Origin of the sequence: uncultured Pseudacidovorax sp., assembly GCF_913773995.1 — a bacterium.
In the GTDB taxonomy this organism is placed as follows: Bacteria; Pseudomonadota; Gammaproteobacteria; order Burkholderiales; family Burkholderiaceae_C; genus Xenophilus.
This window is the reverse complement of the sequence record NZ_CAJYES010000250.1, coordinates 35367-62081: the sequence shown is the minus strand read 5'-3', so window position 1 is coordinate 62081 and position 26715 is coordinate 35367. Positions and strand designations below refer to the sequence as shown.

Genomic DNA, 26715 nt, shown 5'->3' with positions numbered 1-26715 from the left:
TGCCGGTTAAATTCGGTCGCGCGTGGTCTGGCGCCGCGTTTCCGCGTGGCTGCTGCCCGCCGCGCCAGCGCTGCCGGCGGCGAAATACGCGCGTGCGTCGGCCAGGTCCTGGGCGATGCCCGCGGTCAGGGCTTCCAGGCTGGTGTAGCGCAGCTCGTCGTGCAGTTTGTGCAACAGTTCCACGCGCACGATTTTACCGTAGGCCCCCTCCGGGCCCAGGCTAGCCGGCCATTCGAGGCAATGCGTCTCCAGCAGCACGCGCCCGCCGTTGACGTCGTTCGGGTCCAGCGAGGGCCGCACGCCCAGGTTGGCCACGCCCGGCAGGGGCCGGTCGCCCAGGCCATGCACCCGAACCACGAAGATGCCGCTGGCGGCGGGCTTCCAGTGCTTGAAGCGCAGGTTGAGGGTCCGGAAGCCGTCCGTGCCGCCCGGTGCGCTGGCGCCCAGCGCCCGGCCAAGCTTGCGGCCGTGCACCACGTGGCCCGAGATGGCGTAGGGCCGGCCGAGCAGGGCGGCCGCATCGTCCATGCGGCCGGCGGTCAGCGCCTCGCGCACGGCCGAGCTGGACACCCGCAGCGCCCGCGGCCCCTCGTCGCTGCCGGGCGCGGCGGGGTAGGAGACCTCGTAGCTGTTCATGCGCGCCACGTCGAAGCCGCGGGCCGCGCCCGCCGCGTGCAGCATGGCGAAGTCGCCCGCGCGCTTGGCGCCGAAGCGGAAGTCGTCGCCCACCAGCACGTAGCGGGCGCCCAGGCCGCGCACCAGCACCTCGTCGATGAACTGCTCGGGCGACTGGCTGGCGAGCTGGGCGTCAAAAGGCAGGACCACGGTCTGGGCCACGCCGCAGGCCTGCAGCTCGCTGAGCTTGTCGCGCAGCGTGGCGATGCGTGCGGGTGCCAGTTCCGGACGCCTGGCGACGCCGGCGAAGTAGTCGCGCGGGTGGGGCTCGAAGGTCAGCACGCAGCTGGGCAGGCCGCGGTGACGGGCCTCGGTCTGCAGCAGACCCAGCATGGCCTGGTGACCGCGGTGCACGCCATCGAAGTTGCCGATGGTCACGGCGCTGGCAGGCGCAACGCCCGGGTGACGGAAGCCGCGGAAGATCTGCATGGTCCTGTTATCTTTTTGATAGCTGGCCGCGTGCGCTCGGGAATCCTCCGGGCGTGAACGGGCTGTCATGAATGCCGGTTATATTGTGTCGCTTTCCGGCACTGCCGGGCCGCCCGGCGGCCTTGGCTGGCGGTGCGGACGGTTCTGCGTGGCGTACGTTCCCTGTGTTTTCTTCGTTCGACGAGGAGGCGTTTGTGGTGAAGGTATTGAAGCTGTCGGCCCAAGGGCTGCCCCAGTCGTGGATCTCGCTCGAGCAGGCGGTGATCCATTACGCGGCCGGCGAGGTGCGCTGGGAGGCCGGCGAGCAGGTGGCCCTGTTCCGCGGCGGCCACAACGCGATGACGGGCGAGCAGTCCCAGATCGCCGTCAGCAGCATCATCGGCACGCGCGGTGTGCCCCGCATCAGCCCCTTCAGCCTGCGCCCGGGCCTGACCAACAGCAAGCTCTTCGCGCGCGATCGCAATGTCTGCGCCTACTGCGGCGACCATTTCCACGAGGACGACCTGACGCGCGAGCACATCGTGCCCTTCGCGCAGAACGGGGTGGATCACTGGATGAACGTGGTGACGGCCTGCCGGGCCTGCAACCACCGCAAGGGCAACCGCACGCCGGAGCAGGCGCACATGCCGCTGCTCTATACGCCGTACGTGCCCAGCCTCTGGGAAGACTTCATCCTGCGCAACCGCCGCATCCTCGCGGACCAGATGGAGTTCCTGTCAGCGCACCTGCCGTCGAGCTCGCGGTTGCACGGCTAGCCGCAGCAACGCGCAACAGGCTCACGGGCGCCAGGACGGCGCCCGTTTTTCGATGAAGGCCTGCACGCCCTCCTGCGCCGTCGCATCGGCCATGTTGCAGGCCATGGTGCGCGCGGCGTCGTGCAGCGCGGCTTCCAGCCCCGTTTCCAACTGGCGGTAGAAGAGGGCCTTGCCCATTTCCAGCGCAATGCGGGGCTTGGCGACGATGCTGGCCACGAACGCCTCCACCTCGTTGTCCAGCGCCGAGTCCGGCACCACGCGGTTGACCAGGCCCTGGGCCATGGCAGTCCGCGCGTCGATGAAGTCACCCGTCACCAGCAGCTCGAAGGCCTTCTTGCGCGGCAGGTTGCGCGAGAGCGTCACGCTGGGCGTGGCGCAGAACAGGCCGACATTGATGCCGCTGGTGGCAAAGCTGGCGCTGTCGGCGGCCACGGCCAGATCGCACAGCGCGACAAGCTGGCAGCCGGCGGCCGTCGCCAGGCCATGGACCCGCGCGATGACCGGCACCGGCAGGCGATGCAGCGCGAGCATCATGGCGCCGCAACGATCGAACAGCGCCTGGTAAGCCGGCTGCGAGGGCGATGCCTGCATCTCCCGCAGGTCGTGGCCAGCGCAGAACGCCCGGCCGTTGGCGGCGATAACGACGGCGCGCAGGTCGGCGTCCAGCGCCAGCCGCTCGCAGGCCGCATGCAGCGCATCGATGAGCGCGACGGACAGCGCGTTGAAGGCGGCCGGCCGGTTGAGGGTGAGCGTGACCACGCCGTGGGCGTCACGCGATTCCAGCAGGATGGGCTCGTCGGTGTTCGTCACGTTTCCTTCCTCCGTCGGTGTGGGGCGACCGGGACCGTGCCTGGTCTTCGGATGAGGGTTCTGCCAGGCCGTCGGCGGGTGGTCAGTAGGTCAGCTCCAGCAGGCTCAGGTGAGCCTCGGCCGCCGGCCAGCTTCGCCCGACGATTCGCTCGCCATTGAATTCGCCTTCCACCGCGCGCGTCGGCGCGGCTGAGAGGCGCAGCCGCGCACTCGCCACGCCCGCACCGCGCGGCGGCACGCCGGCCAGTTGCGTCTGGCCATCGAAGCTCATGCGGTCGCGCTGGGCGTCGAAGTAGCCGCGCGGCCGGGTGAACACGACCACCGCGCCCGCCTGCCGGTCGGCCGCGGCAAGCCGCTCGGGCCGCAGGTGGACCACGTCGCTGGAGCGCGGGAAGGGGCTGCGGTAGATGTGCGTGGTGGCGTAGCCGGGGGCCACGATCTCGAATTCGTAGCTGGCGCCTGCGCGCGCCGTGAACGGGCCCCAGCGGCCATCGGCGCCCACCGTCTTGCGCCAGGCCGGCGCGCCACGTCGCTCGCCGGTGCCCGGATCGGTCTCGTAGACGCTGAGCCGTGCGCCGGCCAGCGGCAGGTTATTGACGAAATCGCCGCTGGTGGGGTCGGCTGGATTCAGGCCCAGGCCGGTGACGCGGCCGTCGAGCACGATCCGCGGCTCGGGGGCGACAGCTATGGCGCCCGGCGCATCGCCTGTCAGGAAGCGCCAAGTGGCGTCGAAGGCCGCGGGCGAGAACGACACCTCGCGGTGGTCCGCGCCCGGCAGCACGATGTTGGTGGCGCCGCGCAGCGCCGGCCCGTCTGCCGTGATGTTCGTGGGCTTGCCCGGCGCGCCGATCCACAGGCCGTCCGGCTGGGCGTACTTGTCGTTGCCGTCGGAGCGCAGTGTCAGCCAGCGCGGGCCGGGCGTCACCTCGTCGCCGTTGGGCCCCTTTGGCACGTTCAACTGGCGCAGGAAGGGCGACAGGCCCGAGAACTCGCTGCCCTCGCGCCAGCCGGGAATGGCCCAGATGCCATGGGCCGGGTTGCCGCCCAGCGCGACATGGCTGACCCGGGCCGCACCGCCGCCGTTCTGCACGTAGTTGCGGATGGTGTTGCCGCCGCGCGAATTGCCGACCAGCACGACCTTCTGAGCGCCCGTCTGGCGAAGCACGCGCTCGACCTCCTTGCTGAGGAAGGCCATCGACTCAGCCGTGGAGCTGCGGCCGGGCTGCGCCACCGCATCGTCATCGCGCGCCAGGGGCATCGGTTGGTCGAGCGCGAACAGCCGCTCGCGCGCCCACCCATTGGATTCGAAGCGCCACTGCGTGGTCTGCCACAGCGCGGCCGAATCGCCGTTGCCGTGCATGAAGACGACGGGCGTGTCGTGGCGAGGCCCGGTGCCCGGCGTGGCGCAGGCGCCCAGCGCGAGGCTGGCGGGGGCGGTGATCAACAAGGTACGGCGACGGATCATCCCGAAGCTCCTGGCAAAAGGGCCGACTGGCGACACGCGCGTGGTCAGGCCGCCGAAAAGAAGAAAGGCCCGCCAGCGTAAGCCGGCAGGCCTGCGGTTTCATGAGGTGCAAGCACCTGCGCTCAGGCGAACACCCCCGCGCTGTCCTCCATGCGCGCCGCCACCTCGCCCAGGTGATGCAGCGTGTCGCCGAACACCATCTCCATCTGCGTCAGCTTGCGGAAGTAGTGGCTGCCCATGTACTCGTCGGTCACGCCGATGCCGCCGTGCAGTTGCACCGACGCCTGGCTCACGAAGCGCATGGACACGCCCAGTTGGTACTTGGCGCGGGCCAAGGCCTGGCGGCGCTCGGCCGCGGGTGCGCCCAGCTTGAGCGTGGCGTAGTAGCTCATCGAGCGGGCCAGTTCCAACTGCATCTTCATGTCGGCCACGCGGTGGCGCAGGGCCTGGAAGCTGCCGATGGTCACGCCGAACTGCTTGCGGGTATTGAGGTATTCCACCGTCAGCGCCAGCGTCTTGTCCATCACGCCCACGCCCTCGGCGCAGGTGGCAGCGATGCCGATGTCCACCGCCTCTTCCAGCACCGGCAGGCCATCGGCCGCCAAGAGCTGCGCGGCAGCCTGGGTGAACGCCACTTCCGCGGCCCGGCTGCCGTCCTGCGTCGGATAGCCCGAGGCCTTGACGCTGCCATCGGCGCGCGGCACCAGGAAGAGGGCGATGCGCCCGTCTAGTTGCGCCGGCACCAGGTAGGCCGCCGCTTCGTCGCCGGCCGGCACCAGGCTCTTGGTGCCGCTCACGGCGTAGCCATTGCCGGCCTTGGTGGCCTTGGCTTCGCAGCGGTCCAGGCGATAGCGCGCGCCCCGCTCCTGGTAGGCCAGCACGACCAGCTTTTCGCCGCTGGCGATGCCCGGCAGCCATTCACCGCGCACGCCTTCATCGGCATGGCGGGCCAGCACGGCACCGGCGATGAAGGACTGTGCCAGCGGCTCCAGCACGATGCCGCGGCCCAGCTCTTCCATCACCACCATGGCCTCGACCGGGCCCATGCCCAGGCCGCCGTCGTCTTCGGGGATGTACAGGCCGCCCAGGCCGAGCTCGGACAGCTCGTTCCAGGCGTCGCGGGAGAAGCCGCCGTCCTTCTCGATGCCGCGGCGGCGGTCGAAGTCGTAGGCCTTCTCGACCCAGCGGCCGACGGCGTCGCGCAGTTGCTGCTGGTCTTCAGTGAAATCGAAATCCATGTCTGCCTCCTGTCAGCCCAGCACCGTCTGGGCCACGATGTTGCGTTGCACTTCGTTCGAGCCGCCGTAGATCGTGGTCTTGCGGTAGTTGAAGTAGGTGGAGGCCAGCGGCGCCAGCGAGGCATGGCCGCCGGGGAAGTCGCCCTGCCAGCCGGCCGCCATGGCTTCGCGGATCAGCGGCAGCGAGAAGGGGCCGCCCGCCAGCATCATCAGCTCGGAATAGCGCTGCTGGATCTCGCTGCCCTTGATCTTGAGCAAGCCGGCGATGTCCAGCGAGTTCTTGCCAGACTTCTCGGCCGAGAGCACGCGCAGCACCAGCATCTCCAGCGCCACGATGTCCACTTCCAGCTTGGCGATCTCGTCGCGGAAGCGCAGGTCGTCGTACACGCCTTCAGCCTTGGCGATGCGCTTGACGCGCTCAAGTTCGCGCTTGGCGCGGTTGACGTCGGCGATGTTGGTGCGCTCGTGGCTCAGCAGGTGCTTGGCATAGGTCCAACCCTTGTTCTCCTCGCCGATGAGCTGGTCGGCCGGCACTTCGACGTTGTCGAAGAACACGTCGTTGACCTCGTAGCTGCCGTCCAGCAAGCGGATCGGCCGCACGCTCACGCCGGGCGACTTCATGTCGAGCACGATGAAGCTGATGCCGGTCTGCGGCTTGCCCTCGGTGCTGGTGCGCACAAGGTTGAACATCCAGTCGCCATGCTGGCCCAGGGTGGTCCAGGTCTTCTGGCCGTTGATGATGTACTTGTCGCCGCGGCGCTCGGCGCGGGTGCGCAGCGAGGCCAAATCGGAGCCTGAGCCGGGTTCGCTGTAGCCCTGGCTCCACCAGACTTCGCCGCTGGCGATGCCGGGCAGGAAGCGTTCCTGCTGCTCGCGCGAGCCGAAGGCCATGATGACCGGGGCCACCATCACCGGGCCGAAGGGGATCACGCGCGGCGCACCGGCGCGTGCGGTCTCTTCCTCGAACAGGTGCTTCTGCACGGCCGTCCAGCCGGGGCCGCCGAACTGCTTGGGCCAGCCGTATCCCAGCCAGCCCTTCTTGCCAAGGATCCTTGCCCAGCGCTGGTGGTCTTCCTTGGAAAGCTCCAGGCCTTCGTTGACCTTGTGGGCGATGTCTTGGGGCAGGTTGTCCGCCACCCAGGCGCGGACCTCTTCGCGGAACGCCTGTTCTTCAGGGGTGAATGCCAGATCCATGGGGTTGTCTCCAGAGAAGCGGGATTTTTAGCACGCTCGTTCGCAAGGCCGAGTCCGCCGTGCGACACACGGATAATCCCGCGCCAGTATGCAGAGTTCCCTTCTCCACGGCGCCGGGGTTTTCAACCGGGTGCCAGTCTCCGCCGCAGCGTCCCGCCATCGACGCCGGCCAGCCGCCGGTGCCGGCGCGAAAGGCCGCCGGTGATCGGCAACATCGTCATCCTCGTCTCCGGCGGCGGCTCCAACATGGCGGCCATCGCTCGCGCCGCGCAGGCGCGGCGCTGGGCCGAGCGCTTCGGCGTGCGCGTGGCAGCCGTCGTCAGCAACAAGCCCGAGGCGGGGGGGCTGGCGCTCGGGCGCGAACTGGGCCTGGAGACCGCCGTCGTCGACCACCGCGGTTTCGACAGCCGTGAGGCCTTCGACGCCGCGCTCGCCGACACCGTCGACCGTTGGCAGCCGGTGCTGGTGGTATTGGCCGGCTTCATGCGCATCCTCACGCCCGGGTTCGTGGCGCGCTACGAGGGAAGGCTGGTCAACATCCATCCTTCGCTGCTGCCGGCCTTTCCGGGGCTGCACACCCATCGCCGCGCCATCGAGGCCGGCTGCCGGGTCGCCGGTGCCACGGTGCATCTGGTCACGGCCGAGCTCGACCATGGCCCCGTTCTGGCCCAGGCCGTCGTGCCGGTGCTGGCCGGCGACACCCCCGAACTGCTGGCGGCCCGTGTGCTGAGTCAGGAGCACCGGCTCTATCCCCAGGCCATCGAGGGCTGGCTCGCAGCGCGCTGACTCGCCGTCGTGGTGGGCAGCGACAATCGCCGCCCTATGCATCCCCAAGCCTTGTTGGACGCCTGCGCCGAACTCACCGGCCGCGTGCTCCGATTCGACCATCCGGCCGACGCCATCGTCTCGCGCTACTTCCGTGAGCACCGCTCGCTCGGCCCCCGAGAGCGTGCGACGCTCGCCGAGACCGTCTACACCATCCTGCGCAAGAAGCTGCTGTTCGAGCATCTGGCGCGTTCCGGCAGCGGCGCGCGCGAGCGGCGCCTGGCCATCCTCGGCTTCCATGGCTCGCGCGACTTCCTCAAGACCGTACTCAGCGATGCCGAAAAGCGCTGGCTGGACACCTGCGATGCTGTCACGCCTTCCGAGCTGATGGCGCAGCACCGCCACAACCTGCCTGACTGGCTGGTCCAGCCGCTACGCGCCCAACTGGGCGACACCGATTTCATGGTCCTGGCCGATGCGTTGCAGCAACCGGCGCCGCTGGATCTTCGGGTCAACACCCTGAGCGCCAAGCGCGAGGAGGTGCAGCGCGAACTCAAGGCCGCCGGCATCGCGGCCAAGGCGACACCGTTTTCACCGTGGGGCCTGCGCATCGATGGCAAGCCGGCCGTCAATCGCCTGCCCGCCTTCGAGCGCGGCGCCATCGAGGTGCAGGACGAGGGTTCCCAACTGCTGACGCTCTTGGTCGAGGCGCGGCGAGGCGAGATGGTGGTCGATTTCTGCGCCGGCGCCGGTGGCAAGACCCTGGCGCTGGGTGCGGCCATGCGGAGCACGGGCCGGCTCTATGCCTTCGACACTTCCGCCCACCGACTGGACGCGCTCAAGCCGCGGCTGGCACGCAGCGGCCTGTCGAACGTGCATCCGGCCGCCATCGCCCATGAGCGGGACGACCGCATCAAGCGCCTGGCCGGCAAGATCGACCGCGTCTTGGTCGATGCGCCCTGCTCGGGCCTGGGCACGCTGCGCCGCAATCCCGACCTCAAGTGGCGTCAGTCGCCCGAGGCGGTGCAGGAGTTGGTGGCCAAGCAGACCGCCATCCTCGCCAGCGCCGCGCGGCTGGTGAAGCCGGGCGGGCGCCTCGTCTACGCCACTTGCAGCATCCTGCCGGAGGAGAACGAGGCGATCGCCGAGGCCTTCGGCGCCGCCAACCCCGATTTCCTGCCTTTGGAGGCCGCCGACCTGCTGGCTGCCCAAAAGGTGGAGGGTGCTGCCGCGCTGTGCGCTGGCGGAGAAGGCGGCACCCGCTACCTTCGGCTGTGGCCTCATCGCCACGCCACCGACGGCTTTTTCGCCGCCGCGTGGAACCGACGCTAGGGCGCGGCGTCCAAAACCCAGGGATTCACCGCCGTTACACGAAAAACGGGGTGGATTTCAAGCCCGGCACACTAAAATTGTCGGACTGTTCTGACAGGGCGACCTGTCCTGCCCGTGTGGAGTACCCAACTTGATGATTCCTGATTCCGCCGTTCTGAGCTCGGCCCTCGACTGGCTTGCCCATGGCCTGTGGGATCTGTCCTGGTGGCAGATCGTGCTGTATACGCTCGCCACGACGCACATCACCATCCTCGCGGTGACCATCTTCCTGCACCGCACGCAGGCTCACCGCTCGATGGACCTGGGGGCCATTCCTTCCCACTTCTTCCGCTTCTGGCTGTGGATCGGCACGGGCATGGTGACCAAGGAATGGGTCGCCATCCACCGCAAGCACCACGCCAAGTGCGAGACCGAGGAAGATCCGCACAGCCCGCAGACCCGTGGCATCGACACCGTCATGTGGCGCGGTGCCGAGCTGTATCGCGCCGAGGCGAAGAACAGCGAGACCATCACCAAGTTCGGCCACGGCACCCCTGACGACTGGATCGAGCGCAATCTGTACAGCCGCTTCGGTTGGCAGGGCGTGGGCCTGATGCTGATCCTCAATCTGGCGCTGTTCGGCGGCATCGGCGCCACCATCTGGGCCATCCAGATGCTGTGGATTCCTTTCTGGGCCGCTGGCGTCGTCAATGGCCTGGGCCACTATTGGGGCTATCGCAACTTCGAGGCGCAGGACGCCAGCACCAACCTGGTGCCCTGGGGCATCGTGATCGGCGGCGAAGAGCTGCACAACAACCACCACACCTATCCCACCGCCGCCAAGTTCTCGGTCAAGAAGTACGAGTTCGACATCGCCTGGGGCTACATCATGCTGATGCAGAAGCTGGGCTGGGCAAAGGTCAAGAAGGTGCCGCCGAAGCTGCGCATGGGCGAGGTTCGCCCGGTGGCCGACGAGAAGACGCTCGAGGCCGTCATCGCCAACCGCTACGAAGTGATGGCCGGCTACGCCCGCGAGATGCGCCGCACCTGCAAGCAGGAGCTGTCGCAACTTCAGTCCCGTGGTGCTGACCTGTCGGTGCTCAAGGCTGCCCGCCGCTGGCTGCACCGCGACGACGACAAGGTGCCGGCCGCTGCCCGGCCCAAGCTTGCCGAAGCCCGCGCCGCCCACCCGGTGTTGGACAAGATGGTCACCATGCGCGAGGAGTTGCGCCAGATGTGGATGAACACTTCCCAGTCGCGCGAACAGCTGGCTGCTGACCTGGCCGCCTGGTGCCATCGCGCCGAGGCGAGCGGCATCAAGGCGCTGCAGGATTTCTCGATCCGTCTGCGCGCGGCGCACGTGTGACCTGAACCCCGCGCTTTGCTTGACGCACTTGCGTCGGGCATTCCAAAAAACCGGCTTTGTGCCGGTTTTTTGTTGTCTTGACGGAGGCTTGGCCACTGGGCTGAGGCGCAAGGCCGGGGCCACATTCTGCTGCTGCCCACCGCGCGCCGCCGCGATGCAGGCAACAAAAAACCCGCTGGATCACAGCGGGTTTCTTGAAGAAGGCGTGGGCCGAATTACTTCAGCTTCACTTCCTTGTATTCGACGTGCTTGCGCGCCTTGGGGTCGAACTTCATGATCAACATCTTTTCAGGCGTCGTCTTCTTGTTCTTGCTGGTGGTGTAGAAGTGGCCGGTGCCCGCGGTGGACTCCAGCTTGATCTTTTCGCGTCCGCCTTTGCTCGTTGCCATGGTGTGCTCCTTTCAGCTCAGGCTTGGCCGCGTGCGCGCATGTCTGCGAGCACGGCGTCGATGCCGTTCTTGTCGATCAGGCGCAGGGCGGCGCTGGAGACGCGCAGACGCACCCAACGGTTTTCGCTCTCGACCCAGAAACGACGGTATTGCAGGTTCGGCATGAACCGGCGCTTGGTTTTGTTGTTGGCGTGGGAAACGTTGTTCCCGACCATCGGGCCCTTGCCCGTGACTTCACATACGCGTGCCATGAGGACACTCTTTCATGAACAGCCGTCACCAGACGCGGCGGACTGCACGTAGGGCGCAGTCCGTGGGGTGGATCGGCTTGACCTCGCCAGAAAAAACGGGTGGCGGTTGCCCGGATGTCGCCCGCACGCCATAAGCGCCCAAGCGGCAAAGCCCGCCATTATACGAAGAGCGGCGGCGTTTTGTCCATGCCTGGGTTGGCGCCCGTTCGCAGGTGAATTCCGAGGCGCGCCGGAGTGGCCGAAGAAGAAGGCCTTCTGACCCTCCGGCGGCCTCAGTGGCCCCGCCAGCGCGGGCGGCCGGTCAGGTGGTGCTTTCCTGCTGTTCCAGAAAGCGCTGCGCGTCCAGCGCGGCCATGCAGCCGGTGCCGGCGCTGGTAATGGCTTGCCTGTACACGTGATCCTGGACGTCGCCCGCGGCGAAGACACCCGGCACGCTGGTCATGGTGGCAAAGCCATTCAGGCCTGAGCGGGTGACGATGTAGTTGTCCTTGAGCTCCAGCTGGCCCTGGAACAGATCGGTATTGGGATGGTGGCCGATGGCGATGAAGCAGCCCTTGAGGTCGAGCTGCTTCTTGTCGCCGGACTGCACGTTGCGCAGCCGGATGCCGGTCACGCCGCTGTCGTCGCCCAGCACCTCGTCCAGTTCACTGTGCAGTTCGAGCACGATCTTGCCTTCCTTGACCTTCTCGTGAACCTTGTCGATGAGGATGGGTTCCGCGCGGAACTTGTCGCGGCGGTGGACCAGCGTCACCTGCCGGGCAATGTTGGACAGGTACAGGGCCTCTTCGACGGCCGTGTTGCCGCCACCGATCACGCACACATCCTGCTCGCGGTAGAAAAAGCCGTCGCAGGTGGCGCAGGCCGAGACGCCGCGGCCCATGAACTTCTCCTCCGACGACAGGCCCAGGTACTTGGCCGAGGCGCCGGTCGCGATGATGAGTGCATCGCAGGTGTAGGTGCCGCTGTCGCCCGTCAGCGTGAACGGACGCTTGCTCAGGTCGACCTTGTTGATGTGGTCGAACACGATCTGCGTGTTGAAGCGCTCGGCGTGTTCAAGAAAGCGCTGCATCAGCTCCGGGCCTTGAACGCCGTGCACGTCCGCGGGCCAGTTGTCGACTTCCGTCGTGGTCATCAGCTGCCCGCCCTGGGCGAGGCCCGTCACCAGAAGCGGCTTGAGGTTGGCGCGGGCTGCGTAGATGGCGGCGGTGTAGCCAGCGGGGCCGGAGCCCAGAATGAGTACCTGGGTATGCAGGGGAGTGGTCATAAACTGCGAGCCTGAATGGTGAACGAGGGACCGCGTGTACATTGGGTCACCGGTGGGACGTCAGTATCCTGTTCAGGTTCAATGCATGCGGAGCGCTCTTCTTATGTGCGTGATTGTATTTATTGATGCTGTGCCCCTCGAATGGTGCAGCGCAGGGAGGAAATAAATGTCGATGCTGTCGAACCTGGAATTGCTCCGGCGGGTGCCGCTGTTTGCCGCGCTCACGCCTGCGCAGGCGGCGAACATCGCCGATGCGATCGTGAAGCGGCGCTTCAAGCGTGGCGAACTCATCGTGGAGCAGGGCAAGAAAACCAATGCCCTGTACATCATCCTGGCCGGCCGGGCCCGGGTACTCAGTGCGGACAGCCGCGGCCGGGAGGTGATTCTGGCGACGCTGCAATCGGGCGACTACATCGGCGAGATGAGTCTGATCGACGACGAACCCCATTCGGCCACGGTGCGTACAGACGTGCAGACGGATGTGCTCGTCCTGGGCCGCGACGCATTCGCCCGCTGCCTGCCGGACAGTTCCTCGATGTCTTACAACATCATGCGCGGCCTGGTCCGCCGCCTGCGCCATGCGGATCGCAAGATCGAGTCGCTTGCCCTGATGGATGTCTACGGTCGCGTGGCGCGCGCGCTGATGGATTTCGTCATCGAGGACGGTGCCGGCAACTTCGTGGTCCGGGAGCGCATATCGCGCCAGGACTTGGCCAAGATGGTGGGCGCGTCCCGCGAGATGGTCAGCCGTGTCATGAAGGACCTGGAGGAGCGCGGCTTCGTGCAGACGCAACCCGATGGCTCGATGCTGGTCAAGGACCGGCTGTCCACGCTGGGCTGAGCGCACTGCTTGCGGGCCGGCAGGCCCGGCTCCACCGAGCCTGAACAGCAGCCTGACTGCGACGGGTCGGCCTCAAGATGGTTTAGGCTTGCGCATTGCGCGCGGCATCGCCGTGCGCGTCTGCGTCCATGACCTATTCCTTGCACACACTTCATAACACGGGGGCACCGGAGGTGCCGCCCGTGCGCCAGCGCGCCTTGCGTTTTGCGCACGAAATCTCGCTCGTCGTGGGCTTTGCCCTCATGCTGTTCTGGCTGCTGGCCATGCTCAGCTACACGCCCTCCGACGCTGCCTGGTCCACGTCCGGCACGGGCGGCGCCGTCAAGAACTGGGGCGGTGCGCTGGGCGCCTGGCTGGCGGACGCCAGCTACTACCTGGCGGGATATTCGATCTGGTGGGCATTCGCGGCCTCCGTGCGCGTCTGGCTGTCGTCATTGGCCCAGTGGCTGCGCGGCGGACGGCCGCAGGGCGAGGCCGAACCGCCCCGCCTGAACCGCAGCCGGCTGTTGTTCTGGCTGGGGCTTGTGCTGCTGCTGGCAGCCAGCGCCATGCTGGAATGGTCGCGGCTCTATCGACTGGAGTTCCGGCTGCCGGGCCACGGCGGTGGCGTGCTGGGGTATCTGGTCGGGCCGGCCGGTGTGCGCTGGTTGGGTTTCACAGGCTCCGCGTTGATCGCCATTGCTGCGGGCGTGGTCGGTTCGGCCCTGGTGTTCCGCTTCTCCTGGGCGCAGGTTGCCGAAGTCATCGGTGCGCGCATCTATTCCCTGTTCGAGCGTGGCCGCGAAAAGCGCGAATTGGCGCAGGACTTGGCGATGGGGCGGAAGGCACGCCGCGAGCGGGAAGAGGTGGCGACCCATGACCGGGACGCGCCCATTCCCACCGACGAGCTCGAGCCCGCGTTCGACGACGTGCCGCCGCCCGCGCCCCGCCGCCGGGAAAAGGCCGCAGCCGTTCAGATCGAGCCGGCCGTGGCCGATGTGCCCAAGAGCGAGCGCGTGGTCAAGGAGCGCCAGAAGCCTCTCTTCAAGGAACTGCCCGACAGCAAGCTGCCCCAGGTGGACCTGCTCGATGCGGCCGCCGGGCGCCAGGAGACGGTGTCGCCCGAAACCCTGGAGATGACCTCGCGGCTGATCGAGAAGAAGCTCAAGGACTTCGGCGTCGAGGTGCGCGTGGTGCTGGCCTCGCCGGGCCCGGTCATCACGCGCTACGAGATCGAGCCGGCTACCGGCGTGAAGGGCTCGCAGATCGTCAACCTGGCCAAGGACCTGGCGCGTTCGCTGTCGCTGGTGTCCATCCGCGTGATCGAGACGATTCCGGGCAAGAACTACATGGCGCTGGAACTGCCCAACGCCAAGCGGCAGTCGATCCGGCTCTCGGAAATCCTGGGCTCGCAGGTCTATCACGAGGCCAAGTCCATGCTGACCATCGGCCTGGGCAAGGACATCATCGGCAATCCGGTGGTGGCCGACCTGGCCAAGATGCCGCATGTGCTGGTGGCCGGTACCACGGGCTCGGGCAAGTCGGTGGGCATCAACGCGATGATCCTGTCGCTGCTCTACAAGGCCGAAGCGAGCGACGTGCGCGTGCTCATGATCGACCCCAAGATGCTGGAGATGTCGGTCTACGAAGGCATCCCGCACCTGCTGGCGCCGGTGGTCACCGACATGAAGCAGGCGGCTCACGGCCTCAACTGGTGCGTGGCCGAGATGGAGCGACGCTACAAGCTCATGTCCAAGCTGGGCGTGCGCAACCTGGCGGGCTACAACGCCAAGATCGACGAGGCCAAGTCGCGCGAGGAGTTCATCTACAACCCGTTCAGCCTGACGCCGGACGATCCCGAGCCGCTGCGCCGCGAGCCGCACATCGTGGTCGTGATCGACGAACTGGCCGACCTGATGATGGTGGTCGGCAAGAAGATCGAAGAGCTGATCGCTCGCCTTGCGCAGAAGGCGCGCGCCGCCGGCATCCACCTGATCCTGGCGACGCAGCGGCCCAGCGTCGACGTGATCACCGGCCTCATCAAGGCCAACATTCCTACACGCATCGCCTTCCAGGTCAGCAGCAAGATCGACAGTCGAACCATCCTTGACCAGATGGGCGCCGAGGCGCTGCTGGGCATGGGCGACATGCTCTACATGCCGAGCGGCACGGGTCTGCCCATCCGTGTGCACGGGGCCTTCGTCAGCGACGACGAGGTGCACCGCGTGGTGGCCTACCTCAAGAGCCAGGGCGAGCCCGACTACATCGAAGGCGTGCTCGAAGGCGGAACTGTGGATGGCGAGGACGGTCCGATGGGTGAGGGCGGCGACGCCGGTGGCGAAAAGGATCCGATGTACGACCAGGCGGTCGAAGTCGTCCTCAAGCACCGCAAGGCCAGCATTTCGCTGGTGCAGCGCCACCTCAAGATTGGCTACAACCGCGCGGCGCGGCTGGTCGAGGACATGGAAAACGCCGGCTTGGTGAGCGCGATGAGCGGCGCCGGGCAACGCGAGATCCTCGTGCCGGCGCGCAGCGAATGAAAGGACCGGAATGCGGAAGTTGATGGTGGGATGCGTGCTGGCGGCGGCGGTGTGCAGCGCCTGGGCGGGTGGGCTCGACAGCCTGGGCGCCTTTCTGAAGACCGCGCGTTCCGGCAAGGCCGACTTTACACAGACGGTCAGCGCGCCTCCCAAGGACGGTCAGCCCATGCGCGCGAAGACGTCCACCGGCACCTTCGAATTCCAGCGCCCCGGCCAGTTCCGCTTCGAGTACCGCAAGCCTTTTGCGCAGACCATCGTGGCCGACGGCAAGACGCTTTGGCTCTACGACGCCGACCTCAACCAGGTGACACAGCGCCTGCAGGCCCAGGCGCTGGGCTCCACGCCGGCGGCGCTGATCGCATCGGCCGCCGACCTGCGCGCACTGGAGTCGGACTTCACCCTGGCCGATGCGCCGGCCCGTGACGGCCTGCAATGGGTCAAGGCCACGCCCAAGTCCCGCGACGCGCAACTGCAGAGCGTGGAGATCGGCTTTCAGGGCGATGCGCTGGCGGCCCTCGACATCCTTGATGCCTTCGGCCAGCGCTCGGTGCTTCGCTTCTCCAACGTGCAGGTCAATCCTGCGCTGTCTGCGGGCAGCTTCCAGTTCAAGCCGCCCGCGGGTGCCGACGTCGTCCGGCAGTGACGCCGCAGTGACGGCGGGACAATCGGCGCATGGCCGATCTGTTTGATTCCCCTTCGCCTGCCGCGCCCCTTGCCGAGGCATTGCGCCCCGCCAGCCTCGATGAGGTCATCGGCCAGAGCCACCTGATCGGCCCAGGCCGCCCGCTGCGGCTGGCCTTCGAATCGGGCAAGCCGCATTCCATGATCCTGTGGGGTCCGCCGGGCGTCGGCAAGACCACGTTGGCGCGGCTCACAGCCAAGGCCTTCGGCTACGAGTTCATTGCGCTGTCGGCTGTGTTCTCAGGCGTCAAGGACATTCGCGCCGCCATGGAGCGGGCCGAGCAGCACCTGGCGTTGGGTCGCAAGACCATCCTGTTCGTCGACGAGATCCACCGCTTCAACAAGAGCCAGCAGGACGGCCTGCTGCCCTTCGTCGAATCAGGCCTGGTCACCTTTGTTGGCGCAACCACGGAGAACCCGTCTTTCGAGGTCAACTCCGCGCTGCTATCGCGGGCGCAGGTCTACACGCTGCAATCGCTGAGCGAGGATGAGCTGCGCCAACTGGTCCGCCGTGCGCAGGAGAAGGTGCTGACCCATCTGGCGCTGAGCGACGCGGCGGTCGACACCCTCGTCGGCAATGCGGACGGTGATGCGCGACGCATGCTCAACCTGCTGGAGCAGACCGACACGGCGGCCCGCGCAGCGACTGTGCAGGAAGTGACGCCCGACTTCCTGCAGAGTGCGCTCACGCTCAACGCGCGCCGCTTCGACAAGGGCGGCGACAACTTCTACGACCAGATCTCGGCCCTGCACAAATCCGTGCGCGGCTCGCATCCCGATGCCGCCCTCTACTGGCTCACGCGCATGCTCGATGGCGGTGCGGACGCCCGCTATCTCTCGCGCCGGATCGTCCGCATGGCCTGGGAGGACATCGGCCTGGCCGACCCGCGTGCCATGCAGGTGGCCAACGACGCCGCCACCACCTTCGAGCGACTCGGCTCGCCGGAAGGCGATCTGGCCTTGGCGCAGGCCGTGATCTACCTGGCGATCGCGCCCAAGAGCAATGCGGGCTACAACGCCTACAACCAGGCGCGGGCATTCGTGCGGCAGGACAAGTCGCGCGAGGTGCCGATCCATCTGCGCAACGCGCCCACCAAGCTGATGAAGTCGCTCGGCCACGGCAAGGCCTATCGCTACGCGCACGACGAGCCGGAGGCCTATGCGGCCGGCGAAACCTACTTGCCCGAAGGCATGGCCGAGCCGCGCTGGTACCAGCCCGTGCCGCGCGGTCTCGAATCCAAGATCGCCGACAAGCTCGCCCGCCTGCGGGAGCTGGACGAACAGGCCCGCGAGGACTGACACCGGACTGACCGCGCGACCCTTTCAGCCGCTCCAGGCTTGCGGGAAACCCCCACGCCGCCCGCACCAGATTGGCGCGGAGCCGTGTCTACAATCCCGCCCACTTCGACCCGCCTCCCACCCATGCTGGCGGGTTTTTTGCTACCTGAACCACGGCGCCAAACCGGTGCTCCGGCTTGGCAGAAGGCGTCCTCACCGGGACGCATAACAAAAGGGACCTCTCTTTATGGAAATATTGCTGCAACAGATCATCAACGGTCTGGTTCTCGGCAGCATGTACGCCCTGATAGCCCTCGGCTACACCATGGTGTACGGCATCATCAACCTCATCAATTTCGCCCACGGCGAGGTCCTCATGGTCGGCGCTCTGACCAGCTGGACCATCATCGGCTGGATGCAGTCGGCGATGCCGGGCACCCCCGGCTGGATCATCCTGATCCTGGCCACGCTGATTGCCTGCGTCGTGGCCGCCACGCTCAACTTCACGATCGAGAAGGTCGCCTACCGGCCCCTGCGCAACAGTCCCAAGCTGGCCCCGCTGATCACGGCCATCGGCATGTCGATCCTGCTGCAGACGCTGGCCATGATCATCTGGCGCCCCACCAACAAGGCCTACCCGACGCTGCTGCCCAGCGAGTCGGTGCACATCGCGGGTGCGGCCATCTCGCCGACGCAGATCATGATCCTGGTGGTCACCGCCATCTCGCTGGCGGTGCTGACCTGGCTGGTCAACTACACGCGCCTCGGCCGCGCCATGCGCGCCACGGCCGAGAACCCGCGGGTGGCCGCGCTCATGGGCATCCGGCCCGACACCGTCATCTCGGCCACCTTCATCATCGGCGCCGTGCTGGCGGCCATCGCAGGCGTTATGTACGCCTCCAACTACGGCATCGCGCAACACGCCATGGGCTTCATCCCCGGCCTGAAGGCCTTCACCGCGGCCGTGTTCGGCGGCATCGGCAACCTGGCGGGCGCCGTGGTGGGCGGCCTGCTGCTGGGCGTGATCGAGGCCGTGGGCGCGGGCTACCTGTCCGACGTCACCGGCGGGGTGCTGGGCAGCCAGCACAGCGACATCTTCGCCTTCATCATCCTCATCATCACGCTGACCGTGCGGCCGTCCGGCCTGCTCGGCGAGCGCGTGGCGGACCGGGCCTGACGGCCAAGGAGGCTCCATGAAGAATTCCAAGAACCTCGTCGTCTTCCTGATTGCCGCCGTCGCGCTGCTGGCGCTGCCGCTGCTGCTGCAGACCCAGGGCAATGCCTGGGTGCGCATCGTCGACATCGCGCTGCTCTACGTGATGCTGGCGCTCGGCCTGAACATCGTGGTCGGCTATGCCGGCCTGCTGGACCTGGGCTACGTCGCCTTCTTCGCCATCGGTGCATACCTGTACGCGCTGCTCGGCTCCACGCAGCTGACCGACTCCTTCCCGGCGCTGCAGGCGATGTTCCCGAACGGATTCCACACCTCGCTGATCCTGGTGATTCCGGCGGCGCTGGTGCTGGCGGGCATCTTCGGCGCGCTGCTCGGTGCGCCCACGCTCAAGCTGCGCGGCGACTACCTGGCCATCGTGACCCTGGGCTTCGGCGAAATCATCCGCGTGTTCATGAACACGCTGGACCATCCCTACAACATCACCAATGGGCCCAAGGGCATCAGCAGCATCGATCCGATCAGGATCTTCGGCCTGAACCTGGGCCGGCCGCTGAAGATCGGCGACTACACCATCTCTTCGGTGTCGCTGTACTACTACCTGTTCCTGATCCTGGTGATCTTCACCGTCATCCTGTCGCACCGCCTGCAGAACTCGCGCGTGGGCCGCGGCTGGATGGCGATCCGCGAGGACGAGATCGCCGCCAAGGCCATGGGCATCAACACCCGCAACATGAAGCTGCTGGCCTTCGGCATGGGCGCGAGCTTCGGCGGCGTGTCGGGTGCCATGTTCGCCGCCTTCCAGGGCTTCGTTTCGCCCGAGTCCTTCAGCCTGATGGAGTCGGTGATGATCGTCTCGATGGTGGTGCTCGGCGGCATCGGCCACCTGCCTGGCGTGATCCTGGGCGCGGTGTTGCTGGCGGCGCTGCCCGAGGTGCTGCGCTACGTGGCGGGCCCGCTGCAGGCGATGACGGACGGCCGCCTCGATGCCTCCATCCTGCGCCAGCTCTTCATCGCGCTGGCCATGATCGTGATCATGCTCGTGCGTCCTCGCGGGCTGTGGCCGTCGCCGGAGCATGGAAAGTCGCTCAAGACCACGCCGCGTGCTCCCGATCCGATCGCCGGCTCGACTCAGGCCGTCACGCCCGGCATCGACACCCCGGCCGAAGAGGTGCCAGGCGGCGCCAACCGGCCCATGTCCATCAACCCCTGAGTCGAAGGAAGGACCACTCTCATGGCAGACACCATCCTTCACGTGAAGGGCATCTCCAAGCGCTTCGGCGGGCTTCAGGCCCTGTCGGACGTGGGCATCCGCATCGAGCGCGGCCAGGTCTACGGACTGATCGGCCCCAACGGCGCGGGCAAGACCACCTTCTTCAACGTCATCACCGGGCTGTACACGCCGGACAGCGGCAGCTTCGAGCTGGCCGGCAAGCCCTACCAGCCGACGGCCGTGCACGAGGTGGCCAAGGCCGGTATCGCACGCACCTTCCAGAACATCCGCCTCTTTGCCGAGATGACGGCGCTGGAGAACGTGATGGTCGGCCGCCATGTGCGCACGCATTCGGGCGTGTTCGGCGCCATCTTCCGCACCTCGGGCTTCAAGGCCGAGGAGCGTGCCATCGCCGATCGCGCGCGCGAACTGCTCGACTATGTGGGCGTGGGCAAGTACGCCGACTTCAAGGCCCGCACGCTGAGCTACGGCGACCAGCGCCGGCTCGAGATCGCCCGCGCCCTGGCGACCGATCCGCAACTCATCGCGCTGGACGAACCCGCCGCCGGCATGAACGCCACCGAGAAGGTGCAACTGCGAGAGCTCATCGACCGCATCCGCAAGGACAACCGCACCGTGCTCATCATCGAGCACGACGTGAAGCTGATCATGGGCCTGTGCGACCGCGTCACGGTGCTCGACTACGGCAAGCAGATCGCCGAAGGCACGCCGGCCGAGGTGCAGAAGAACGAGAAGGTGATCGAGGCCTACCTCGGCACCGGTGGACACTGAAAGGCCGCGCATGGCACAGACTCTGTTGAAAGTGAGCGGCCTGAAGGTCGCATACGGCGGCATCCAGGCCGTCAAGGGTGTGGACTTCGAGGTGCGCGAGGGCGAGCTGGTGTCGCTGATCGGCTCCAACGGCGCCGGCAAGACCACCACCATGAAGGCCATCACCGGCACGCTGCCGGCGCTGGCCGGCGAGATCGAGTTCATGGGCAAGTCCATCAAGGGCCGTGGCGCCTGGGACCTGGTCAAGGAAGGCCTGGTGATGGTGCCGGAAGGCCGCGGCGTGTTCACGCGCATGACGATCACCGAGAACCTGCAGATCGGCGCCTACACGCGCAACGACAAGGCCGGCATCGCGCAGGACATCGACCGCGTCTTCACCACATTCCCACGGCTGAAGGAGCGCGCCACGCAGCTGGCGGGCACCATGTCCGGCGGCGAGCAGCAGATGCTGGCGATGGGCCGTGCGCTGATGGCGCGGCCCAAGGTGCTGCTGCTGGACGAGCCCACCATGGGCCTGTCGCCCATCATGTGCGACAAGATCTTCGAGGTGGTCAAGCAGGTGTACGACCAGGGCGTGACGGTGTTGCTGGTGGAGCAGAACGCCAGCCGCGCGCTGCAGATCGCCGACCGCGGCTACGTGATGGAGTCGGGCCTGATCACCATGAACGGCGATGCCAAGGTCATGCTGAACGATCCGAAGGTGCGCGCCGCCTACCTGGGCGAGTGAGCCGGGCGGCCACAGCCCTGTGGGCATGCGGCCGAGCCTGAAACAGAACGGGCCGTGCTTTCGCCGGCCCGTTTCTGTTGGCTGCGTTGTCGCTGTCGAAGCCCGCACCGCAGCAGCGCGCGGCGCCGGCGGGCGCTCACACCTTGTCAGTCCACCTTCGCGCCGGTGGCCTTCACCACCTGCTCGTACTTCGCCAGTTCGCTCTTCATGAAGGCGCCGAATTGTTCGGGCGTGGTGGGCACCGGCTCGGCGAAGAGGGCGGCGAAGCGGCTCTTGGTCTCCGGCGCGTTCAGCGCATCGACGAAGACACGGTTCAGCCGCTCCAGCACATCGCGCGGCGTGCCGGTCGGTGCCACCAGTCCCCACCAGGTGTCGATGGAAAAGCCCTTGAGCGTGTCCGCCACCGGCGGAACGTCGGGCAGAAAGGGGCTGCGCTGCAGCGTGGTCACGGCCAGGGCCTTGAGCTTGCCGCCACGGATGTTGGGCGCGGCGGTGGCCAGGTTGTCGAAGTTGAAGTCGACCTGGCCGCTCAGCAGCGCCAGCTGCGCGGGGTTGCCGCCGTTGTAGGGGATGTGCACCGCGAAGATGCCGGCCGCCTTCTTGAACATCTCGCCCGCCAGATGACCGGCGCTGCCGTTGCCGCCGCTGCCGTAGTTCAGCTTGGCGGGGTTGGCCTTGGCATAGGCGATCAGGTCCTTCAGGCTGTTGATCTTCAGGCGCTGCGCGGTGTCGGCGTTCATCACCAGGACGTTGGGCACGCGCACCATCTGCGTGATGGGCGCGAAGTCGGTGGCCGCGTTGTACGGCATGCGGCTGTAGAGCCAGGGGTTGACTGCGTTGGTCGCCGTGGCGGCGATGCCGATGGTCAGGCCATCCGGCTGCGCCTTGGCCACCATGTCGGCGCCGATGTTGCCGCCGGCACCCGGCTTGTTGTCGATGATGATCGGGCCGCCCAAGGCATCCTTGGCGCGTTCGGCCAGGGCGCGGGCCGTGACGTCGATGGGGCCGCCGGCAGCGTACGGCACCATTAGCCGGATCGGCCGGTTGTCGGCGCGTGCCACGAAGGGCAGGGCGGCACTGGCGGCCAGCAGGGAAAGCACGGGACGGCGGGTGATGGGATGGCTCATGGTCTTGTCTCTTGGCTCGTTGTGGATGTTTGAGGCGGGCGCGCGGCGCGGTGTGCCTCGTGCGCGGAGGCTGGGTTCAGTTCAGGGCGCCGTGGCGCGCGGTGCCGCGCCCTGCCCAGGGGCCGCTCAGGGCGCCGCCTTGTCGGCCTCGGAGGTGAAGGCGTCGGCGAAGAATTCCTCTTCGGGCAGCCCGCCCTGGGCCACGTAGTCGCGCTGCGCCGACTGCACCACCACCGGCGCGCCGCAGGCATAGACCTGATGGCCCGACAGATCGGGCGTGTCTTCCAGCACCGCCTGGTGGACGAAGCCGGTGCGGCCGGTCCAGTTGTCCTCGGGCACGGCATTGCTCACCACCGGCACATAGTGCAGCTGCGGCATCTCGGCCAGCTGCTCGCGGATCCAGCCATCCATGTACAGGTCCTGCGGACGGCGACCGCCCCAGTACAGCGTGGCGGGCCGATCGATGCGCTTGAACTTCATGTGCTCGATCAGCGCCTTGATGGGCGCGAAGCCGGTGCCGGAAGCCAGTAGGACGATGGGCTTGGTGCTGTCCTCGCGCAGGAAGAAGCTGCCGTAGGGGCCTTCGACGCGCAGGATCTCCTTCTCCTTCATCGCGCCGAACACGTGGTCGGTGAACTTGCCGCCGGGCATGTGGCGGATGTGCAGCTCGATGCCGGTGCCCGGCTCGGCCAGCGTGTGCGGCGCATTGGCCATGGAGTAGCTGCGGCGCGCGCCGTCGCGCAGCAGGAACTCGACGTACTGGCCGGCATGGAACTTCATCGGCTCGCCGGCGGGCAACTGCAGGCGCAGTTGCATCACGTCGTGCGACAGGCGCACCAGCGTCTGCACGCGCACGGGCATCTTGCGGATGGGGAAGGCGTCGGCATCGACCACTTGGCGCGATTCGAGCACCACATCGCTGGTGGCATGGGCGCGGCAGGTGAGGATGTAGCCGGCGGCGGCCTCCTCGGCGCTGAGGGCCTTGGACTGGTAGGCCTCCATCGTCACTTCGCCGGAGAGCTTTTTGCACTTGCAGGAGCCGCAGGCGCCGTCCTTGCAGCCGTAGGGCAGGCCGATGCCCTGGCGGATGCCGGCGGAGAGGATGGATTCGCCGGCCTCGGCGGCGAAGCGGCGGCCACTGGGCTCCACGCTCACGGAGAACACGGTGTCGGACATGGGTGGGTATTCTTCGGGGGTTGTCGGCGCGGGCTCCGCAGAGGGCGGGCGCCGGGGGTCAGGACTGCGGAAAGCCTTCGATTTTGCCTTCAAACCATCTTCCTCTCGGTGCGCTGCCCGCGCGCTTCCGCCGTGCGCGCCTGCTCGTCGTGGGCTGCGGCGACGTCGGCCAGCGGGTGCTGCGCCAGCTCGGCGGGCGGCTGCGGGTGATGGTGCTCACATCCTCGCCAGCTCGCGTGCCAGCGCTGCGCGCGGCCGGTGCCGTGCCGCTGGTGGGCGACCTGGACCGGCCCGCCACGCTGCGTCGTCTGGCGGGCCTGGCCCCGCGCGTGCTTCATCTGGCGCCGCCGCCGCGCGAGTCGGGTGCAGGTGACGACCGCGACACCCGCACCCGCGCCTTGCTGCAGGCACTGGCAAGCCGCGGGGCCGTGGCGGCCCCCGAGATGCTGGTCTACGGCTCCACCACCGGCGTCTATGGCGACTGCGGCGGCGAATGGATCACCGAGACCCGCGCGGTGGCTCCTGCCACTGCGCGCGGTCGCCGGCGCGTCGATGCGGAGCGCGCCGTCCGTGAGGCCGGACGCCGCGGCCTGCGGGCCAGCATCCTGCGCATCCCGGGCATCTACGCGCCCGACCGGCCCTCCGGAACACCGCGCGAGCGCCTTTTGCGCGGCACGCCGGCACTGCGAGAGGAGGACGACGTGTACACCAACCACATCCATGCCGAGGATCTGGCGCGTGCCTGCATCGCCGCGCTCTTCCGGGGCCGGCCGCAGCGCGTCTACCACGCGAGCGACGACACCCAGTTGCGCATGGGCGAGTATTTCGACCTGGCGGCCGACCTCTATGGCCTGCCGCGGCCACCCCGGCTGTCGCGCGCCGAAGCGGCCGCGCGGCTGTCGCCCATGCAGATGAGCTTCATGGCCGAATCGCGGCGACTGCACAACCGCCGGCTCAAGAAGGAGTTGCGCATGCGGCTGGCGTGGCCGACGGTTCACACCGGCCTCGCCAGCTGAGCGCCACGTCCGCGCTCGAACGGCGGGCGGGTGGCCGAGGCGCGGGGTGCTGGTGCCTCAGCCGCGCGCAGCCACATGCCCGTAACAGGCCTTGAGCTTCTCCCAGTCGTAGAAGTGCTGCGTGCCTGCTGCACGCGCGCCGTCGCAGTCCGCCTTGAAGTCGGTCTCGCGCTCGTTGTAGAGCATCTTCACCAGCAGCGCACCGGCGCTGTTGCGGTAGACGTCCCACTGCATGTTGGCGGCCATGGGCGAGACGTAGTCGCCGCGCCAGGGGTTGCCCGCCCAGCTGTAGGTCTGCGCTACCGGCACTTGCTGCAGCACGTTCTTCATGCCCATGCGCGAGGCGAAGGGGATCATGATCTCGGCATGCGCGAAGCGCAGCTTGGCCGCATGCGACAGGTCGCCGCGTGCGAGGGCATCCACCTCGTTGAACAGGTCGTCCACCAGGATCTGCGCCATCTTGTAGGTCGCCGCGCCCTTCTCGGTGATGCCGGGGCCCTTGTCGTAGAAGTCGGAGGTGTCGTTGGCCTCGGCAAAGAACTTCGCCTGCTCCACCGGCATGTAGGGGGTGAAGTCCACGCCCGCCTCGGCCTTCATGGCAGGGGCGATGACGTACAGCTCGTACAGCAGCGCGCCGGCGTCGCCCGGCGTGGTGATGGTGGTCTTGCCATCGCCCGACAGCGTGCTGCTGAACTTGCCGTCGCTGCTGGTGTAGGTGTAGCTGCCGGTGTTGGCGAAGCTGTAGCTGCCGTTGTCGATCTTGTCGACGAAAGCGGGTGTGAACAGGCGCAGCAGCAGGGTGCGGCCGGCCGCGCGAGCGGCGCTGCTGGTGAACAGGCCCGCCTGTTTGGCCAGCAGGTCGGCATCGGCGGACTTGTACTTCTGGTAGGCCTGGCTGTCCTGGTAGGTGGCGTAGCGCGCGTCGGCCGTATTGGTGACCAGGTCGGTGGCCTTCACCAACTTGTGGAAGTACAGCAGGAAGCGGTCGGTGCCGGCCGGCTGGGCGACCGCGCTGCCCGTGTCGGGGTAGGGCGCCGGTGCCGGCGGATAGCTGACCAGGCCGGCCAGCGCGGGCTGCGCGGCCTTGAGCGACTGCACGAAGAAATTGCCGCTGTCCACGGCGCGGTCCACGCCCGAGGTCACGGTGACGATCTGGCGCGGCGCGCTGCCGGCCGCCTCGCCCACCTGCTTCCAGAGTGCGCTCTGCCGCTGCAGCATCCGCCTGGCGAGCAGCGTGTGTTCCTGGATGCCTACCTGTGTTTCGTTGCCATAGCCGGGCGTGGAAATGCCGGCCACGCCATAACCCAGCAGGAAGTTGGCCTTCATGATCGCCAGCACATCCGCACCCAACTGCTGACCCAATGGCGTCAGCGCGCCGTCGGCCTGCGCCTTCGCCCACATGTTGTAGACGGCCAGGTCGTACTTGAGGCTGGACAGCCCGCGGGAGCCGTGGCGGGCCACCAGTTGCACCGCGACTGGGCTGAAGCCGGCCGGGGGCGCCTCGTAGGTGCTGACGTCCTGCTGGGGACGGTATGGCGCCTTGGTCTGGTAGTAGCGATCGGTGAGGGCCGCGGCGGCCAAGGTGGTGCGCAGGTCGGCGTTGCTGTCCGCGTCGATCAGTGCGCGGCGGATGCGGGCCAGGGTCTCGTCGGAACCGGCCTTCAACGCCGCCTGGTCGGTGGCGTCGGCCTCGCGATTGAAGTCGGTCAGCAGTTTGGCGGCGGGCACGCCTGCGGCCAGCGCGACCTTCGTCACGGCGGCCTGGAAGGTCAGGCCACCTTCCATCTCGGCGGAAACGGCCGTGGAAAAGGCCGACACCACGCCCGGTGCTTCTTTGGGTGCGCGCAGCACCAGCCGCTGCGTGACGGGACGCGCCGTCCCCGCTGCCGGATCGAATTCGATGGCTTCGGTGCCGATCTCGGCCACCAGGGCACCGGCCGTGCCTTGCAGCGTGAAGCGGCCGTCGTCACCTGTGCGGGCCGAAGGCTCTCCGGCGTCGCAACGCAGGTTGGCGTTGCTGTCGATGCATACCCGCGCATTGCGGAAGTAGCTGCCGACAACCATGCCGCTGACGCTGCCGGCGGCCGCATTGCCCGTGTTGCCGGTGCCCGCAGCGGTTCCGGTTCCGGGAGAAGAGGCCGCAGCGGACGCGGCCCCATTGCCGCTGCCCGGCAGGGCGGCGCCGTTGTGGCCGCCACCGCAGGCGGCGAGCAGCAGGGCGAGGGTCGAGGCCGCGCCCGCGGCCAGAGGATGGAGACGCAT

At 67.7% G+C, this 26715-nt stretch carries 24 protein-coding genes; 13 read left to right on the top strand and 11 right to left on the bottom strand.

Features of this window, described 5'->3' with window-relative positions; genetic code table 11:
• Nucleotides 1-6: 6 nt before the first annotated feature.
• Nucleotides 7-1104: a bifunctional riboflavin kinase/FAD synthetase gene (locus QZ772_RS24520; protein ID WP_295532337.1), complete on the bottom strand. Its 1098-nt coding sequence runs from the start codon at nucleotides 1102-1104 to the stop codon at nucleotides 7-9.
• Between the two features lie 197 nt (nucleotides 1105-1301).
• On the opposite strand from QZ772_RS24520, the gene QZ772_RS24515 reads away from it, so the two are divergent.
• A complete protein-coding gene (locus QZ772_RS24515) occupies nucleotides 1302-1859 on the top strand; it encodes an HNH endonuclease (protein ID WP_043118462.1) in 558 nt (185 codons plus the stop codon).
• 21 nt (nucleotides 1860-1880) lie between these two features.
• Here QZ772_RS24515 and QZ772_RS24510 read toward each other — a convergent pair whose 3' ends face one another.
• The 4 genes from QZ772_RS24510 to QZ772_RS24495 all read right to left on the bottom strand — a co-directional run bounded on the left by QZ772_RS24510 (nucleotide 1881) and on the right by QZ772_RS24495 (nucleotide 6566).
• Nucleotides 1881-2669 carry an enoyl-CoA hydratase gene (locus QZ772_RS24510; protein ID WP_295532335.1) on the bottom strand — a complete coding sequence of 263 codons (789 nt, stop codon included), beginning with the start codon at nucleotides 2667-2669 and terminating at the stop codon, nucleotides 1881-1883.
• A gap of 82 nt (nucleotides 2670-2751) precedes the next feature.
• A complete protein-coding gene (locus QZ772_RS24505; protein WP_295532333.1) occupies nucleotides 2752-4134 on the bottom strand; it encodes an alpha/beta fold hydrolase in 1383 nt (460 codons plus the stop codon).
• A gap of 122 nt (nucleotides 4135-4256) precedes the next feature.
• A complete protein-coding gene (locus tag QZ772_RS24500) occupies nucleotides 4257-5372 on the bottom strand; it encodes an acyl-CoA dehydrogenase family protein (RefSeq protein ID WP_295532331.1) in 1116 nt (371 codons plus the stop codon).
• A gap of 12 nt (nucleotides 5373-5384) precedes the next feature.
• On the bottom strand, nucleotides 5385-6566 hold the full coding sequence (locus QZ772_RS24495; protein WP_295532329.1) for an acyl-CoA dehydrogenase family protein: 1182 nt from the start codon (nucleotides 6564-6566) through the stop codon (nucleotides 5385-5387).
• Nucleotides 6567-6770: 204 nt separating this feature from the next.
• On the opposite strand from QZ772_RS24495, the gene purN reads away from it, so the two are divergent.
• The 3 genes from purN (at nucleotide 6771) to QZ772_RS24480 (ending at nucleotide 10008) form a co-directional block, all read left to right on the top strand.
• Entirely contained in the window at nucleotides 6771-7352 is a 582-nt protein-coding gene (purN, locus tag QZ772_RS24490) for a phosphoribosylglycinamide formyltransferase (protein WP_295532357.1), read from the top strand.
• Nucleotides 7353-7388: 36 nt separating this feature from the next.
• Nucleotides 7389-8663: an RsmB/NOP family class I SAM-dependent RNA methyltransferase gene (locus tag QZ772_RS24485; RefSeq protein ID WP_295532327.1), complete on the top strand. Its 1275-nt coding sequence runs from the start codon at nucleotides 7389-7391 to the stop codon at nucleotides 8661-8663.
• A 130-nt stretch (nucleotides 8664-8793) separates the two neighbouring features.
• Nucleotides 8794-10008: a fatty acid desaturase gene (locus tag QZ772_RS24480; protein ID WP_295532325.1), complete on the top strand. Its 1215-nt coding sequence runs from the start codon at nucleotides 8794-8796 to the stop codon at nucleotides 10006-10008.
• A 215-nt stretch (nucleotides 10009-10223) separates the two neighbouring features.
• Here the strand turns inward: QZ772_RS24480 and rpmG are convergent, their stop codons facing one another.
• From rpmG to trxB, 3 genes are all read right to left on the bottom strand, one after another.
• Complete coding sequence (gene rpmG, locus QZ772_RS24475) at nucleotides 10224-10397, bottom strand: 50S ribosomal protein L33 (protein WP_017757249.1); 174 nt, start codon at nucleotides 10395-10397, stop codon at nucleotides 10224-10226.
• Nucleotides 10398-10414: 17 nt separating this feature from the next.
• On the bottom strand, nucleotides 10415-10648 hold the full coding sequence (gene rpmB / locus QZ772_RS24470; RefSeq protein ID WP_043118471.1) for a 50S ribosomal protein L28: 234 nt from the start codon (nucleotides 10646-10648) through the stop codon (nucleotides 10415-10417).
• A 301-nt stretch (nucleotides 10649-10949) separates the two neighbouring features.
• On the bottom strand, nucleotides 10950-11912 hold the full coding sequence (gene trxB, locus QZ772_RS24465) for a thioredoxin-disulfide reductase (RefSeq protein ID WP_295532323.1): 963 nt from the start codon (nucleotides 11910-11912) through the stop codon (nucleotides 10950-10952).
• Between the two features lie 166 nt (nucleotides 11913-12078).
• Between trxB and QZ772_RS24460 the strand changes: the two genes are divergently transcribed.
• From QZ772_RS24460 to QZ772_RS24425, 8 genes are all read left to right on the top strand, one after another.
• On the top strand, nucleotides 12079-12753 hold the full coding sequence (locus QZ772_RS24460) for a Crp/Fnr family transcriptional regulator (RefSeq protein WP_295532321.1): 675 nt from the start codon (nucleotides 12079-12081) through the stop codon (nucleotides 12751-12753).
• A gap of 128 nt (nucleotides 12754-12881) precedes the next feature.
• Entirely contained in the window at nucleotides 12882-15272 is a 2391-nt protein-coding gene (locus QZ772_RS24455) for a DNA translocase FtsK (protein ID WP_295532319.1), read from the top strand.
• Between the two features lie 10 nt (nucleotides 15273-15282).
• Nucleotides 15283-15915: an outer membrane lipoprotein chaperone LolA gene (gene lolA, locus QZ772_RS24450; protein ID WP_295532317.1), complete on the top strand. Its 633-nt coding sequence runs from the start codon at nucleotides 15283-15285 to the stop codon at nucleotides 15913-15915.
• A 29-nt stretch (nucleotides 15916-15944) separates the two neighbouring features.
• Complete coding sequence (locus QZ772_RS24445; RefSeq protein WP_295532315.1) at nucleotides 15945-17252, top strand: replication-associated recombination protein A; 1308 nt, start codon at nucleotides 15945-15947, stop codon at nucleotides 17250-17252.
• A gap of 226 nt (nucleotides 17253-17478) precedes the next feature.
• A complete protein-coding gene (locus QZ772_RS24440; protein ID WP_295532313.1) occupies nucleotides 17479-18408 on the top strand; it encodes a branched-chain amino acid ABC transporter permease in 930 nt (309 codons plus the stop codon).
• Nucleotides 18409-18424: 16 nt separating this feature from the next.
• Entirely contained in the window at nucleotides 18425-19615 is a 1191-nt protein-coding gene (locus QZ772_RS24435; protein ID WP_295532311.1) for an ABC transporter ATP-binding protein, read from the top strand.
• A 21-nt stretch (nucleotides 19616-19636) separates the two neighbouring features.
• A complete protein-coding gene (locus QZ772_RS24430) occupies nucleotides 19637-20407 on the top strand; it encodes an ABC transporter ATP-binding protein (protein WP_017757258.1) in 771 nt (256 codons plus the stop codon).
• 10 nt (nucleotides 20408-20417) lie between these two features.
• Nucleotides 20418-21134, top strand: a complete 717-nt coding sequence (locus tag QZ772_RS24425; protein ID WP_017757259.1) for an ABC transporter ATP-binding protein — start codon at nucleotides 20418-20420, stop codon at nucleotides 21132-21134.
• 146 nt (nucleotides 21135-21280) lie between these two features.
• Here the strand turns inward: QZ772_RS24425 and QZ772_RS24420 are convergent, their stop codons facing one another.
• The gene (locus QZ772_RS24420) at nucleotides 21281-22261 is read right to left on the bottom strand and encodes a tripartite tricarboxylate transporter substrate binding protein (protein ID WP_295532309.1); all 981 of its coding nucleotides are present in this window, start codon (nucleotides 22259-22261) and stop codon (nucleotides 21281-21283) included.
• A 126-nt stretch (nucleotides 22262-22387) separates the two neighbouring features.
• Entirely contained in the window at nucleotides 22388-23437 is a 1050-nt protein-coding gene (locus QZ772_RS24415) for a CDP-6-deoxy-delta-3,4-glucoseen reductase (protein ID WP_295532306.1), read from the bottom strand.
• A gap of 83 nt (nucleotides 23438-23520) precedes the next feature.
• On the opposite strand from QZ772_RS24415, the gene QZ772_RS24410 reads away from it, so the two are divergent.
• Nucleotides 23521-24453: an SDR family oxidoreductase gene (locus QZ772_RS24410; protein ID WP_295532303.1), complete on the top strand. Its 933-nt coding sequence runs from the start codon at nucleotides 23521-23523 to the stop codon at nucleotides 24451-24453.
• A 57-nt stretch (nucleotides 24454-24510) separates the two neighbouring features.
• Here the strand turns inward: QZ772_RS24410 and QZ772_RS24405 are convergent, their stop codons facing one another.
• A complete protein-coding gene (locus QZ772_RS24405; protein ID WP_295532301.1) occupies nucleotides 24511-26715 on the bottom strand; it encodes a histidine-type phosphatase in 2205 nt (734 codons plus the stop codon).

Bases quoted from the DNA above. Each gene is read 5' to 3' on its own strand.
- QZ772_RS24520 (WP_295532337.1), bottom strand. From the start codon at position 1,104: ATGCAGATCTTCCGCGGCTTCCGTCACCCGGGCGTTGCGCCTGCCAGC.
- QZ772_RS24505 (WP_295532333.1), bottom strand. From the start codon at position 4,134: ATGATCCGTCGCCGTACCTTGTTGATCACCGCCCCCGCCAGCCTCGCG.
- QZ772_RS24500 (WP_295532331.1), bottom strand. From the start codon at position 5,372: ATGGATTTCGATTTCACTGAAGACCAGCAGCAACTGCGCGACGCCGTC.
- QZ772_RS24495 (WP_295532329.1), bottom strand. From the start codon at position 6,566: ATGGATCTGGCATTCACCCCTGAAGAACAGGCGTTCCGCGAAGAGGTC.
- QZ772_RS24485 (WP_295532327.1), top strand. From the start codon at position 7,389: ATGCATCCCCAAGCCTTGTTGGACGCCTGCGCCGAACTCACCGGCCGC.
- rpmG (WP_017757249.1), bottom strand. From the start codon at position 10,397: ATGGCAACGAGCAAAGGCGGACGCGAAAAGATCAAGCTGGAGTCCACC.
- rpmB (WP_043118471.1), bottom strand. From the start codon at position 10,648: ATGGCACGCGTATGTGAAGTCACGGGCAAGGGCCCGATGGTCGGGAAC.
- trxB (WP_295532323.1), bottom strand. From the start codon at position 11,912: ATGACCACTCCCCTGCATACCCAGGTACTCATTCTGGGCTCCGGCCCC.
- QZ772_RS24460 (WP_295532321.1), top strand. From the start codon at position 12,079: ATGTCGATGCTGTCGAACCTGGAATTGCTCCGGCGGGTGCCGCTGTTT.
- QZ772_RS24455 (WP_295532319.1), top strand. From the start codon at position 12,882: ATGACCTATTCCTTGCACACACTTCATAACACGGGGGCACCGGAGGTG.
- lolA (WP_295532317.1), top strand. From the start codon at position 15,283: ATGCGGAAGTTGATGGTGGGATGCGTGCTGGCGGCGGCGGTGTGCAGC.
- QZ772_RS24445 (WP_295532315.1), top strand. From the start codon at position 15,945: ATGGCCGATCTGTTTGATTCCCCTTCGCCTGCCGCGCCCCTTGCCGAG.
- QZ772_RS24440 (WP_295532313.1), top strand. From the start codon at position 17,479: ATGGAAATATTGCTGCAACAGATCATCAACGGTCTGGTTCTCGGCAGC.
- QZ772_RS24435 (WP_295532311.1), top strand. From the start codon at position 18,425: ATGAAGAATTCCAAGAACCTCGTCGTCTTCCTGATTGCCGCCGTCGCG.
- QZ772_RS24430 (WP_017757258.1), top strand. From the start codon at position 19,637: ATGGCAGACACCATCCTTCACGTGAAGGGCATCTCCAAGCGCTTCGGC.
- QZ772_RS24425 (WP_017757259.1), top strand. From the start codon at position 20,418: ATGGCACAGACTCTGTTGAAAGTGAGCGGCCTGAAGGTCGCATACGGC.
- QZ772_RS24420 (WP_295532309.1), bottom strand. From the start codon at position 22,261: ATGAGCCATCCCATCACCCGCCGTCCCGTGCTTTCCCTGCTGGCCGCC.
- QZ772_RS24415 (WP_295532306.1), bottom strand. From the start codon at position 23,437: ATGTCCGACACCGTGTTCTCCGTGAGCGTGGAGCCCAGTGGCCGCCGC.
- QZ772_RS24405 (WP_295532301.1), bottom strand. From the start codon at position 26,715: ATGCGTCTCCATCCTCTGGCCGCGGGCGCGGCCTCGACCCTCGCCCTG.